The sequence below is a fragment of the Pseudoalteromonas sp. RWi3 genome, assembly GCF_054960735.1.
This window is the reverse complement of record NZ_JBHNYL010000020.1, coordinates 11,432-25,130: the sequence shown is the minus strand read 5'-3', so window position 1 is coordinate 25,130 and position 13,699 is coordinate 11,432. Positions and strand designations below refer to the sequence as shown.

Genomic DNA, 13,699 nt, shown 5'->3' with positions numbered 1-13,699 from the left:
TAGCGCTGTTAAACTTAACGTTGAATAATTTTATAACTATCGGAAAAATCATGCGTACCAGTCAATATATACTCGCAACACTTAAAGAAACGCCAGCAGATGCTGAAATTATCTCACATCAATTAATGTTAAGAGCAGGCATGATCCGCCGCGTTGCGTCGGGTTTATATACTTGGCTACCGTCTGGTTTACGTGTGTTACGCAAAGTTGAAGCCATTGTCCGTGAAGAAATGGATAAAGCAGGCGCAATTGAAATGCTAATGCCAGTGATTCAACCTGCCGATTTATGGCAAGAATCTGGCCGTTGGGATCAATTTGGCGATGAGCTAGTACGCTTTAATGACCGCCACAATCGCCCTTTTGCACTTGGCCCTACTCATGAAGAAGTGATCACCGACTTTGTTCGTAAAGAAATTAACTCATACAAGCAATTACCGTTAACACTTTATCAAGTACAAACAAAAGTACGCGATGAACGCCGTCCACGCTTTGGTGTTATGCGAGCGCGTGAGTTCACCATGAAAGATGCGTATTCATTTCATTTAAGTGACGACTGTTTAAACAATACCTACGAAATAATGCATAAAGCCTATTGCAATATTTTTGAGCGTTTAAACTTAGATTATCGTCCAGTGCTTGCTGATACGGGTTCTATCGGTGGTAGTGTTTCACATGAGTTTCATGTACTTGCAGAGTCAGGTGAAGATGCTATTGCATTTAGCGATGCCAGTGATTATGCAGCCAATATTGAAAAAGCCGAGGCCCTTGCCCCTAGTGAGGAGCGCCCTGCCCCAAGTAAAGAATTAAAAGCCTTTCCTACACCTGATGCTAAAACAATCAGTGAACTTAAAAAACATTACGGTGTTAAACCTCATCGTGGTGTAAAAACACTTATCGTATATGGCACTGCAGATGAGAGCGGTGAACGAGGTTTAGTTGCCCTTGTTATTCGTGGCGATCATGAGTTAAACGAATTAAAAGCACAAAACCACCCCCTAGTCCATTCGCCACTCGAAATGGCTCCTGAGTCTGAAATTGTTGCTGCAATTGGCGCAAAGCCTGGCTCTATTGGTCCTGTTGGTTTATCTATGCCAATAATTGTAGATCGTACTGCTAATGTAATGGCAGATTTTGTAGCTGGTGCGAACAAAGACGATGAACATTTTAGTGGTATTAATTGGGATCGTGATGTAACTGAATACCAGGTTGCAGATTTACGCAATATTGTACAAGGCGATCCTAGTCCATGTGGTCAAGGCACATTACAAATCAAACGTGGTGTTGAAGTTGGGCATATTTTTCAACTTGGTACTAAGTACTCAGAGGCGATGAAAGCAGGCGTACTCAGTGAGTCAGGTAAAAACCAAGTAATGACCATGGGTTGTTATGGTATTGGTGTTTCAAGAATTGTTGCCGCTGCCATTGAACAGAATAACGATCAATATGGTATTAAATGGCCAAAGCCAATTGCACCATTTGATTTAGCGATAGTGCCTATGAATATGCACAAATCTCATCGTATTCCTGATATTGCTAATAATCTATATGATGGATTAAAATCTGCAGGTCTTGATGTATTGTTTGATGATCGTAAAGAGCGCCCAGGTGTGATGTTTAATGACATGGAATTATTAGGTGTACCATACACGCTTGTTATTGGTGAGCGTAACCTAGATGAAAACAAGGTTGAGCTTAAAAACCGCCATACCGGTGAAAAACTAATGCTTGATTTAGACACTGCAGTAGAAACTATAAAAGCAGCAGTATTTAGCTAGTACACGCTATAACGTGAACGTAAAAAGCCGCATATGCGGCTTTTTTTATAGTAAACCTTAGCTACAAACTTTATCTCTACCTGTATTTTTCGCCTCGTAAAGCTTTTCATCGGCTTGTTTTAAAATAGCGTTCAACTTTATCCCCTTTATGTATTGTGAAACACCAGCACTACTGGTTAAAGAGATTGTTTCCTCAGTGTAGGTCGTTGTTCTGATCACATCACATAATCCAGTTATAAACTGTTTTGCTTTAGTAATATCATAGCCTGGCATTACCACTAGAAACTCTTCTCCACCAAAGCGTGCAAACTTACAGACAGTGTTATTAAGATACTCTTTAAGTGTTTGGGTAAAACCAATCAAGGCTTGATCGCCTATGTCATGGCCATATTTGTCATTTACATGCTTAAAATGGTCAATATCTAAAATAGCTAGTGCAAACACCTTCTCCCTTTCAAGTAGTTTCTTCAAAACAAAATCAAGAATATACCTTCGATTTGGGGCACCGGTCAGTACATCAGTATTAGCGCGGTACTGACTTTTGCGAAACGCTTTATGTTGGTTAAAGGTAAAAATAGTAATACAAACAAAGGCCAAAAAACCGATAATTAAATAAGCTGTTTGCAATTGCGCATCTTTTTCTAACCGCTCGAGTTCTATTTGCTGATTTTTAAGCTTCTCTTCTGCAAGTTGTAGTTTAATTTCTTGCTGGGTGGATTCAAATTTTGAACGTGCTTCTTGCTCAAGTTTTTGTTGCGTACTGAGCTTTGCCTCTTCGACTAAATCAATAAAAAGCCAAAGAGACTCATTAGCCGCTACGAAGTCTTTTTTTAGTTCTTGGCTTTTTGCCTTTAATAACAACGTATTTCTTTTATATCTGTTATTCAATGGGCGTTGGTATTGATTTAATAGTTCTTCAGAGCGAGCTAAGTATTCTAGTGCTTGAGCTGGCTGATTTAGTGCTATAAATGATTTCGCAAAGTTATTATATAAAGCAACAACATGAGCTGGATTAATTGCTAAATCAGGTAGATAACTTTTAGCTAAATATAATAGTTTAAGCGCTGTAGAATAATCTTGCTGTTTAATAGCAACAGATGCTTTTCCAGCTGGCCCCCAAAACAAATAACGAGGAACTTTTACAGTAACTGATAAATCTATCATTTGTTCATAGCATGTATTGGCTAAATCGAGTTGCTGTGCCCTTTCATAGGTTGAACATAGAACTGAAATAATGGGTAAACCATTTACAACATCACCATTATTAACCACATTGTCTTTCGCAAGCTCCGCATATTTAATTGCTTGGTCAAAAATCGACATTGATGTGTAATACGCTGCAAATCCTGTATAAACATAATTCATGGTTGAATTTGGTATTTGCGAAGTTTTAGACATCAAATATGCAGCTTCTAATAACTCAATAGATAATTCATAATCTTCTTGCCAAAGAAGTAATATTGCTTTACTCGTTCTGGCCCTGATCTGCATTTTCAGATTGTTGGCTCTAACAAATAATACAATAGCTTGATCTATTTGTTTTAACGCTTGTGGCAGTTTGCCCTCTTCTAACGATAAACTACTGCGGTATAACATCCAATAACCACGTAACCATAAATCACTCTCAGGTAGCTTTGGAAAAACTGAGTCAAATGTCAATTTAGCAAGAGTTACGTCACCATGAAATGAATATAAGCGTGCTAATAAAACTTTATTAAATAAATTATTATTCGTTGCGCGGTTTTCAACTGAATGATCTGAGGACAAGATAGAAATATATTTTATTGGTTCAGCAAGTGCCTGTTGTTCAACACGTAACAATTCTTCGTAATGGTCTGTTGTTCCATAGCTATACAGAGGGTTAAACCAACATACACACACTACTAAGAATTTGATTAACCGCATTATAATGAACTTTAACTAATTATGACCAAAGCTATTATAACGACAGTAAAATATTTTACTAATGAATACCTAAATTATTTAGGAAAACAAAAAAGGCTCACTTTAAAAGTGAGCCTTTTCTAAGAAAAATGAGCTATTACCAGCCAGTTTTTTCTTTAAGTGCTTTACCGATATCAGCAAGTGAACGTACAGTTTGTACGCCAGCAGCTTCTAATGCAGCAAATTTTTCATCAGCAGTACCTTTACCGCCAGCGATGATTGCGCCCGCGTGACCCATGCGCTTACCTTCTGGTGCAGTAACACCAGCAATGTAAGAAACAACAGGCTTAGTTACGTTTGCTTTGATGTACTCTGCAGCTTCTTCTTCTGCAGTACCACCGATTTCACCAATCATAACGATTGCTTCAGTTTGTGGATCTTTTTCGAACATTTCTAAAACGTCGATAAAGTTAGTACCAGGAATTGGGTCGCCACCAATACCTACACACGTAGACTGACCAAAACCAGCATCAGTAGTTTGCTTAACAGCTTCGTACGTTAAAGTACCAGAGCGAGAAACAATACCTACTTTACCAGGCTTGTGGATATGACCAGGCATGATACCAATCTTAGTCTCGCCAGGAGTGATAACACCTGGACAGTTAGGACCGATCATACGAACACCAGTGTTATCAAGCTTAACTTTAACGTCAACCATGTCTAGTGTAGGAATACCTTCAGTGATACAAACAATCAGCTCGATGCCAGCATCGATAGCTTCTAAGATTGCATCTTTACAGAAAGGTGCTGGTACATAGATTACCGAAGCTGTCGCTCCAGTTTCTTGTACTGCATCACGTACTGTGTTGAATACTGGAAGACCAAGGTGCGTTTGACCGCCTTTACCTGGGCTAACACCACCAACCATTTGTGTACCATACTCAAGCGCTTGCTCTGAGTGGAAAGTACCTTGGCCACCAGTGAAACCTTGACAGATAACTTTTGTATCTTTATTGATTAATACAGACATTATTTGCCCTCCGCAGCAGCTACAACTTTCTCAGCAGCATCTGTTAGTGATTCAGCAGCGATGATATCTAGACCTGAGTTCTTAAGAACGTCACGACCAAGTTCAGCGTTAGTACCTTCTAAACGTACAACAACAGGAACATTAACGCCTACTTCTTTAACCGCGCCAATGATACCTTCAGCAATCATGTCACAACGTACGATACCACCAAAGATGTTAACTAAAACAGCTTTAACATTATCGTCAGAAAGAATGATTTTGAATGCTTCAGAAACACGTTCTTTAGTCGCGCCGCCACCAACATCTAGGAAGTTAGCTGGCTTGCCGCCGTGTAGGTTTACGATGTCCATAGTACCCATCGCAAGGCCCGCACCGTTAACCATACAACCTACGTTACCGTCTAGCGCTACGTAGTTAAGCTCAAAGCTTGCTGCGTGTGCTTCACGTGCATCTTCTTGAGATGGATCGTGGAACTCACGGATTTTTGGTTGACGGTAAAGTGCATTACCATCGATACCGATTTTACCGTCAAGACAGTGAAGATTACCTTCGTCTGTGATTACTAACGGGTTGATTTCTAAAAGTGCGAAATCGAAATCGTTGAACATGTTGCCAAGACCCATAAAGATCTTAACGAACTGCTTCATTTGTGTTGGGTTAAGACCCAATTTGAAACCTAGTTCACGTGCTTGGTAAGCTTGAGGACCTACTAATGGATCGATCTCAGCTTTGTGGATAAGCTCTGGTGTTTCTTCTGCAACAGTTTCAATTTCAACACCGCCTTCTGTAGACGCCATGAAAACAACTTTGCGAGAAGCACGGTCAACAACTGCACCTAAGTACAATTCGTTGGCGATATCTGTGCAGCTTTCTACTAAAATTTTAGCGACAGGCTGACCATTCTCGTCTGTTTGGTAAGTAACTAAGTTTTTACCTAACCAGTTTGCAGCAAATTCTTTTACTTCGTCGATAGTTTTAACTAGCTTTACACCGCCAGCTTTACCACGTCCACCTGCGTGAACCTGAGTTTTAACAACCCACATATCGCCGCCAATTTTTTCAGCAGCTGCTGCAGCTTCTTCAGGTGTATCGCAAGCGAAACCTTGAGAAACTGGTAAACCATATTCGGCAAAAAGTTGTTTTGCCTGATACTCATGCAAATTCATGATGCTTTATCCAATTTTTTATACTAAAAGAGCTGAATATTTATGCAAATAAACAGCTATCCCAAATTGCGCACTTAGTATAGATCCCAAGGCTTAACATGAAAACCCCAGTTAGACCAAAGGCGCAAAAAAAAAGCTGTGAATGTTCATTCACAGCTTATATTTCATACAACTAGATTAAACATCTAGCAATAAGCGAGTTGGATCTTCAAGTAACTCTTTAATTGTTACTAAGAAGCCAACAGATTCTTTACCATCGATTTGACGGTGATCATATGATAACGCCAAATACATCATAGGAAGAATTTCAACTTTACCATTTACAGCCATTGGACGGTCTTGGATTTTGTGCATACCCAAAATAGACGACTGAGGTAAGTTGATGATAGGTGTAGATAGTAATGAACCAAACACACCACCGTTAGTAATTGTGAAGTTACCGCCAGTCATATCGTCAAGCGAAAGCTTGCCATCACGACCTTTAAGTGCAAGTTCACGAATACCTTTTTCGATTTCAGCCACAGAAAGCTTATCGCAATCTTTAAGTACTGGCGTTACTAAGCCACGCGGCGTAGAAACAGCAATGCTGATATCAAAGTAGTTGTGATAAACGATGTCATCACCGTCAATTGAAGCATTTACTTCAGGGAAACGTTTAAGCGCTTCAGTTACCGCTTTCACGTAGAAAGACATGAAACCTAAACGGATACCGTGGCGTTTTTCGAATACTTCTTGATACTGTTTACGAAGGTCCATGATTGGCTTCATGTTAACTTCGTTAAACGTAGTTAGCATCGCAGTAGAGTTTTTCGCTTCAAGAAGACGATTAGCAATCGTTTTACGTAAACGTGTCATTGGCACGCGTTTTTGTGAACGGTCACCCATTGGAGCAGCAGGTGCAGATGCTTCTGCTTTTTTAGCCGCTGGTGCAGGTGCTTTTAAGAAGGTATCAACATCTTCTTTAGTTACACGACCATTTTTACCAGTACCTTTGATTTTAGAAGCGTCTAAGCCTTTCTCAGCAATTAAACGACGAACAGATGGCGTTAATACATCTGAGCTGTCGCTAGAATCTGCTGCAGGAGCTGACTCTTCTTTTGCTGCAGGAGCTGCTGGTGCACCTCCAGCCTTCACTTTACCAATTACTTGATCGCCAAGTACTGTATCGCCTTCCGCATGGATGATATCACCCATTACACCGTCTTCTTGAGCAACAACTTCAAGAACAACTTTGTCAGTTTCAATGTCAACTAAGTTTTGGTCGCGAGAAACCGCGTCACCTGGTTGAACGTGCCAAGTAGCTACTGTTGCGTCTGCAACTGATTCTGGAAGTACGGGTACTTTAATGTCCACTTCTTTACCTTCTGATGCTGGAGCTGATGGCGCCATTGGCGCACTTTCTTGTTTATTTGAAGCTGGTGCTTCATTTTTAGCTTCTTCACTTGGTGCTGCGTCTGCATCACCAATTAAACCGATAACTTGGTCGCCAAGTACAGTTGCACCCTCTTCTTGAGAGATTTCAGTAATAACACCATCATTTGGTGCAACCACTTCTAGTACAACTTTATCAGTTTCAATATCAACTAAGTTTTGGTCACGGCTTACTTTGTCGCCAACACTTACGTGCCATGTAGCAACGGAAGCATCAGCAACCGACTCAGGAAGAACAGGAACTTTAATTTCTGTGCTCATTGCTTATCCTTTATTTTCTATTGTAAGCGCATCTGCAACGAGCGCTTGTTGTTCTTTTGTATGCACTGACATATAACCACATGCCGGTGAAGCTGATGCCTTACGGCCTGCGTATTTAAGCTTAGCACCTTGTGGAATTGCATCGACAAAGTGGTGTTGTGAACAATACCATGCACCTTGGTTTTGCGGCTCTTCTTGACACCAAACAAAATCTTTAACATGTTGATAACGAGACATAATTGTCTCCATTTCATCATGCGGGAACGGATATAGCTGCTCAACACGTACAATAGCTACGTTGTCTAATTCTAGCTTACGGCGTTCTTGCAGTAGTTCGTAATATACTTTACCGCTACAAAAAACAACACGTTCAACTTTATCAGCCTTAATATCATCGATTTCATCAATCATATTATGGAAAACACCTTCCGATAGTTCTTCTAATGAAGAAGTCGCTAATGGATGGCGTAATAAAGATTTAGGCGTCATTACAATCAATGGACGACGAAGTGGACGCACTGATTGACGGCGAAGCATGGCATATACTTGAGCGGGTGTAGATGGTACACACACTTGCATGTTGTGATCAGCACACAATTGTAAAAAACGTTCAAGGCGTGCTGAGCTATGCTCTGGACCTTGGCCTTCATAACCATGTGGCAACAAAATTGTTAGACCACATAAGCGGCCCCACTTTTGCTCACCTGAACTTAAGAATTGGTCAAATACAACTTGAGCGCCATTAGCGAAATCACCAAACTGTGCTTCCCAAAGTACTAATGACGTTGGCTCTGCCGTTGCATAGCCATATTCAAATGCAAGTACTGCTTCTTCTGACAGAACTGAATCAAATACTTCAAACGTACCTTGATCTTCACTGATATGTTGAAGTGGTAAGTAAGTAGAACCGTCTGCTTGGTTGTGCACAACCGCATGACGGTGGAAGAAAGTACCACGGCCTGAATCTTGGCCCGTTAGGCGTATATCAGTGCCTTCATTTGCAATTGTTGCATAGGCTAGTGTTTCAGCCATACCCCAATCAAGCGGCTTTTCACCAGCGGCCATCAACTTACGATCGTCGTAAATCTTTTTAACACGAGACTGCGCTTTATGACCATCAGGGTAATTAGCTACAATGTTACCTAACTCTTTTAACTTTTCTACAGAGATAGAAGCATCGTATTCAACATTCCAGTCATGGCCTACATATTTGGCCCAATCAGATGAATGTGATGTCTCAGGCTGTACTTCTTCAACAACACAGTTACCATCATCTAAACCGTTTCTGTAACTATCAGCTAACGCTTTAACGTCAGACTCAGATAATGTGCCTTCTGATATTAATTGATCAGCATAAATCAAACGTGGAACTGGGTGTTTTTTAATTTTTTGATACATAATCGGCTGAGTTGCATTAGGCTCATCAGCTTCGTTATGACCATGGCGACGGTAGCAGACCAAATCGATAACTACATCACGTTTAAATTTATTTCTGAAATCGAGCGCTATTTGCGTAACAAACGCAACCGCTTCTGGATCATCAGAATTAACGTGGAAAATAGGAGACTGCACCATTTTTGCAATGTCTGTACAGTAATCTGTTGAACGCACATCGTCTTGTTTGCTTGTTGTAAAACCAACTTGGTTATTTACAACAATACGGATGCTACCACCACAACTAAACGCATTGGTCTGCGACAAGTTAAAGGTTTCTTGAACTACGCCCTGTCCTGCAATAGCAGAATCGCCATGTATAGTGATCGGAAGTGCTTTTGAACCCGTAGAATCATTTAAACGGTCTAAACGAGCACGTACAGATCCCATTACAACTGGGTTTACAATTTCAAGGTGAGATGGGTTAAATGCAAGTGCCATATGTACTTTGCCACCAGAGGTCGCAAAATCTGACGAGTAACCCATGTGATATTTAACATCACCTGAACTGTTTGTGTCTTTATGCTTGCCAGCAAATTCATCAAATAATTCAGATGGATTTTTACCAAGCACATTAACTAAAACATTTAAACGCCCGCGGTGGGCCATGCCGATTACAGCTTCTTTTTGGCCACTTTCGCCAGCGCGGTGAATAAGCTCTTTAAGCATTGGAACTAACGCATCACCACCTTCAAGTGAGAAACGTTTTGCACCTGGAAACTTAGCACCTAAGTATTTCTCAAGACCATCAGCTGCCGTTAACCCTTTAAGGATACGGACCTTTTCATCTTTACTGAAATTTGGGCGTGATTGCACTGATTCTAAACGTTGTTGTAACCAACGTTTTTCCTCAGTAGATGTGATATGCATATATTCAGCACCCACTGAACCACAATATGTGGTCTTAAGAGCCTGATATAGTTCACCTAAAGGCATGGTATCGCGGCCAACGGCAAACGATCCCACATTAAATTCACGGTCAAAATCAGCTTCAGATAAGTCGTGGTATTCTAACTCTAAATCGCGAACACGTTCGCGAGTCCATATATCTAATGGATCTAAATTAGCATTTTGGTGACCACGGAAACGGAAAGCATTTATAAGCTGGAGAACTTTGACCTGTTTAAGGTCACCACTTCCACCCTCTGCTACCACTACTTCTCTATGCTTGTTTTTAGCAAGCGCCGCAAATTGTGAACGAACTTCTGAATGTTTTACATCAACATCCACACCATCTACTTTTGGTAATTGTTCGAACACTTCTCGCCATTCTTCTGGCACAGAAGTCGCATCGTCTAAATACGCTTCATAAAGCTCTTCAACATAAGCAACGTTACCGCCGTTTAAATGTGAAGATTCTAGCCATGCCTTCATCACACCTTCGTGCATTTATAAGCCCTTTTCTTTAGCGCAGAAATTAATTGTTATATAACAAGGTGGCTAACAATTAGTAGCCACCTTACTTTTTACAACACAATTAAACCGAGCGGTTTAATAACATTGATTTGATTTGTCCAATTGCTTTAGTCGGATTAAGACCTTTAGGACAAACGCTAACACAGTTCATGATACTGTGACAACGGAACACGCTGAACGCATCGTCTAAGTCAGCTAAACGTTCTTCTGTTGCTGTATCTCGGCTATCAGCCAAGAAACGGTAAGCATGAAGAAGACCAGCTGGACCTATGAACTTGTCTGGATTCCACCAGAACGAAGGACACGATGTTGAACAACATGCACACAAAATACATTCATAAAGACCATCTAATTTATCACGTTCTTCAATTGACTGAAGGCGCTCACCCGCCGCTGGCGTGTCGTTAATTAGATATGGTTTTACTTTCTCGTATTGAGTGTAGAACTGACTCATGTCAATAACAAGGTCACGTACCACTGGTAAGCCCGGTAATGGACGAACAACGATTTTACCTTTGCCATTTTTTTGTAGCGTAGATAAAGGTGTTATACATGCCAAACCATTTTTACCATTCATGTTGACACCGTCAGAACCACACACACCTTCACGGCATGAGCGACGGAAAGATAATGTTGGATCTTGCTCTTTTAAAAGTAAAAGTGCATCCAATACCATCATGTCGTGGCCTTCTTCCGTTTGCAAAGTGTACTCTTGCATACGTGGGGCGTTATCAACATCTGGATTGTAACGATATACAGAAAATTGTACTTGTGCCATCGTCTCGCTCCTAGTATGTACGTGCTTTAGGTGGAAATGCTTCACGCATCTTAGGCGCGTAGTTTACATCACGCTTACTCATTTCATCCGTAGTTGGATTGAAAATTGAGTGACATAGCCAATTCGTATCATCACGATCCGGGAAGTCAAAGCGAGAGTGTGCACCACGGCTTTCAGTACGGAAGTTTGCAGCTACTGCAGTTGAGTATGCTGTTTCCATTAAGTTGTCTAGCTCTAGACATTCGATACGTGCAGTATTGAAATCTGATGACTTGTCATCAAGACGTGCATGCTGCAAACGCTCACGAATTTCTTTCAGCTCTTGAAGACCTGATGCCATTGAATCACCTTCACGGAAAACCGAGAAATTCAATTGCATACATTGCTGTAGATCTTTCTTAATTTGTACTGGGTCTTCACCTTGACCAACTGTTGAGTTTTCCCAACGATTAAAGCGTGCAAGTGACGCTTCCAGGTCTGAATCAGAAGCATTCTTAGATACTTCTACATCATTTAGGTAAGTACCAAGGAAGTTACCTGCAGCACGACCAAATACAACTAAATCAAGTAATGAGTTACCACCTAAGCGGTTTGCACCGTGTACAGATACACAAGCAATCTCACCTACGGCAAATAAACCTTCAACTACTTTCTCGTTGCCATTGGCATCAATTTGTAGTGCTTGTCCATTTACATTAGTTGGCACGCCACCCATCATATAGTGACATGTTGGAATTACTGGAATTGGTTCTTTAGCTGGGTCAACATGTGCAAATGTTTTAGCTAAGTCACAAACGCCTGGAAGACGTAGATTAAGCGTTTCTTCGCCTAAATGATCAAGTTTCAACTTGATGTGTGGACCCCAAGGACCATCACAACCACGACCTTCACGAATCTCTGTCATCATTGAACGGGCAACAACATCACGTGACGCTAAATCTTTAGCATTTGGTGCATAACGTTCCATGAAACGTTCGCCGTCTTTATTTAAAAGATAACCACCTTCACCACGACAACCTTCAGTTACTAGCGTACCCGCACCAGCAATACCGGTTGGGTGGAACTGCCACATTTCCATGTCTTGCATAGAAATACCAGCACGTGTTGCCATACCAACACCGTCACCAGTATTGATGTGAGCATTAGTAGTTGAAGCGAAAATACGACCCGCACCACCTGTTGCTAGTACCACAGCTTTTGATTTGAAATAAACAACTTCGCCTGTTTCAATATCGATAGCAGTACAACCAACAACATTACCATCGTCATTTTTAACTAAATCTAACGCGTACCACTCAGAGAACACGTTAGTTTTGTTTTTTACATTTTGCTGGTAAAGAAGGTGTAACAATGCGTGACCTGTACGGTCAGCTGCTGCTGCAGTACGTGCAGCTTGTTCACCACCAAAGTTTTTCGATTGACCACCGAAAGGACGTTGGTAAACACGGCCATTTTCAAAACGAGAAAATGGTAAACCCATATTTTCAAGTTCAGTAATTGCTTCTGGGCCTGTATTACACATGTACTCGATAGCGTCTTGGTCGCCGATAAAATCGGAACCCTTGACCGTATCGTACATATGCCATTCCCAGTTATCTTCATGTGAGTTACCCAATGCAACCGTGATACCACCCTGTGCTGACACAGTATGAGAACGGGTTGGGAACACTTTTGAGATAAGTGCACAGGTTTTACCTGATTCAGTGATTGCAAGAGCAGCACGCATACCCGCGCCACCTGCCCCGATCACTACGGCATCAAATTCACGAACAGAATATTTCACTTAAACACCCCATAAAACGATTAGACCAATAGCTACGTATGCCGCAGCCATAAGGTTTAATACAAACCCTAAAACTGCACGCAACTTTGCGCATTTAACATAGTCTGTTAGTACTTGCCAAAGGCCAATACGGGTGTGAACCATAATGCAAACAAGGGTAATTAACGTAGCCCCTTTCATTGCTAGGTTTGAAAACAGGCCTTGCCATGCTTCGTAAGTGACTTCAGGCGTCGCTAAGAAATAGCCAATAATAAAAATCGCATAAGCGGTAATTACTAGTGCCGTGGTACGTAATGAAACATAATCTTGTACGCCATCACGTTTAAGAGTTGCTTGATTTAAAACCATATCCACACCCCTGCTAATACAGAAGCTACAACGCCAAGTGCCATTGCTATTTTAGCGCTGAAGTTACCTGATTCAAGTTCTTCCCAATGTCCCATGTCCATAATGATATGACGGATACCACCGATAAGGTGATACGCCAATACAGAAATGGTGCCCCAAGCTATAAATTTGGCAATGAATCCGCTAAACAGACCCTTGACGAATTCAAAACCTTCAGCAGAAGAAAGAGACTCAGACCAAGCCCAAATGACAAACGTTAAAGCAAAAAATAATGCAACACCGGTGACGCGGTGAAAGATTGATGCTTTAGCCGTTGCCGGCATAGATATAGTTGTTAGATCTAGATTTACAGGTCTTTGCTTTTTCACAGTTACTTGCCCATCTTGCCCACAT

At 41.1% G+C, this 13,699-nt stretch carries 10 protein-coding genes; 1 reads left to right on the top strand and 9 read right to left on the bottom strand.

Translation table 11 applies throughout. The features are described from left to right. Positions 1-50 precede the first annotated feature (50 nt). Positions 51-1,775: a proline--tRNA ligase gene (locus ACFI4Z_RS17470; protein ID WP_462671661.1), complete on the top strand. Its 1,725-nt coding sequence runs from the start codon at positions 51-53 to the stop codon at positions 1,773-1,775. Positions 1,776-1,832: 57 nt separating this feature from the next. On the opposite strand, the gene ACFI4Z_RS17465 is transcribed toward ACFI4Z_RS17470, so the two are convergent. The 9 genes from ACFI4Z_RS17465 to sdhC form a co-directional block, all read right to left on the bottom strand. Then, positions 1,833-3,680, bottom strand: a complete 1,848-nt coding sequence (locus ACFI4Z_RS17465; protein WP_462671660.1) for a GGDEF domain-containing protein — start codon at positions 3,678-3,680, stop codon at positions 1,833-1,835. A gap of 136 nt (positions 3,681-3,816) precedes the next feature. Then, positions 3,817-4,689: a succinate--CoA ligase subunit alpha gene (sucD, locus tag ACFI4Z_RS17460; RefSeq protein ID WP_394190831.1), complete on the bottom strand. Its 873-nt coding sequence runs from the start codon at positions 4,687-4,689 to the stop codon at positions 3,817-3,819. Beyond that, positions 4,689-5,855, bottom strand: coding sequence for an ADP-forming succinate--CoA ligase subunit beta (gene sucC, locus ACFI4Z_RS17455; RefSeq protein WP_087534151.1), 1,167 nt, complete (start codon positions 5,853-5,855; stop codon positions 4,689-4,691). Before sucC ends, sucD begins: the two co-directional genes overlap by 1 nt. 177 nt (positions 5,856-6,032) lie before the next feature. After that, positions 6,033-7,547 carry a 2-oxoglutarate dehydrogenase complex dihydrolipoyllysine-residue succinyltransferase gene (odhB, locus tag ACFI4Z_RS17450; RefSeq protein WP_462671659.1) on the bottom strand — a complete coding sequence of 505 codons (1,515 nt, stop codon included), beginning with the start codon at positions 7,545-7,547 and terminating at the stop codon, positions 6,033-6,035. A gap of 3 nt (positions 7,548-7,550) precedes the next feature. After that, the gene (gene sucA, locus ACFI4Z_RS17445) at positions 7,551-10,370 is read right to left on the bottom strand and encodes a 2-oxoglutarate dehydrogenase E1 component (protein WP_462671658.1); all 2,820 of its coding nucleotides are present in this window, start codon (positions 10,368-10,370) and stop codon (positions 7,551-7,553) included. Positions 10,371-10,458: 88 nt separating this feature from the next. Beyond that, a complete protein-coding gene (locus ACFI4Z_RS17440; protein ID WP_058558735.1) occupies positions 10,459-11,175 on the bottom strand; it encodes a succinate dehydrogenase iron-sulfur subunit in 717 nt (238 codons plus the stop codon). Positions 11,176-11,185: 10 nt separating this feature from the next. Further along, complete coding sequence (gene sdhA, locus ACFI4Z_RS17435; RefSeq protein ID WP_099293634.1) at positions 11,186-12,958, bottom strand: succinate dehydrogenase flavoprotein subunit; 1,773 nt, start codon at positions 12,956-12,958, stop codon at positions 11,186-11,188. Continuing rightward, on the bottom strand, positions 12,959-13,306 hold the full coding sequence (sdhD, locus tag ACFI4Z_RS17430) for a succinate dehydrogenase, hydrophobic membrane anchor protein (RefSeq protein ID WP_462671657.1): 348 nt from the start codon (positions 13,304-13,306) through the stop codon (positions 12,959-12,961). Then, positions 13,297-13,674, bottom strand: a complete 378-nt coding sequence (gene sdhC, locus ACFI4Z_RS17425; RefSeq protein ID WP_087534157.1) for a succinate dehydrogenase, cytochrome b556 subunit — start codon at positions 13,672-13,674, stop codon at positions 13,297-13,299. Before sdhC ends, sdhD begins: the two co-directional genes overlap by 10 nt. Positions 13,675-13,699 lie beyond the last annotated feature (25 nt).

Bases quoted from the DNA above. Each gene is read 5' to 3' on its own strand.
- ACFI4Z_RS17470 (WP_462671661.1), top strand. From the start codon at position 51: ATGCGTACCAGTCAATATATACTCGCAACACTTAAAGAAACGCCAGCA.
- ACFI4Z_RS17465 (WP_462671660.1), bottom strand. From the start codon at position 3,680: ATGCGGTTAATCAAATTCTTAGTAGTGTGTGTATGTTGGTTTAACCCT.
- sucD (WP_394190831.1), bottom strand. From the start codon at position 4,689: ATGTCTGTATTAATCAATAAAGATACAAAAGTTATCTGTCAAGGTTTC.
- sucC (WP_087534151.1), bottom strand. From the start codon at position 5,855: ATGAATTTGCATGAGTATCAGGCAAAACAACTTTTTGCCGAATATGGT.
- odhB (WP_462671659.1), bottom strand. From the start codon at position 7,547: ATGAGCACAGAAATTAAAGTTCCTGTTCTTCCTGAGTCGGTTGCTGAT.
- sucA (WP_462671658.1), bottom strand. From the start codon at position 10,370: ATGCACGAAGGTGTGATGAAGGCATGGCTAGAATCTTCACATTTAAAC.
- ACFI4Z_RS17440 (WP_058558735.1), bottom strand. From the start codon at position 11,175: ATGGCACAAGTACAATTTTCTGTATATCGTTACAATCCAGATGTTGAT.
- sdhD (WP_462671657.1), bottom strand. From the start codon at position 13,306: ATGGTTTTAAATCAAGCAACTCTTAAACGTGATGGCGTACAAGATTAT.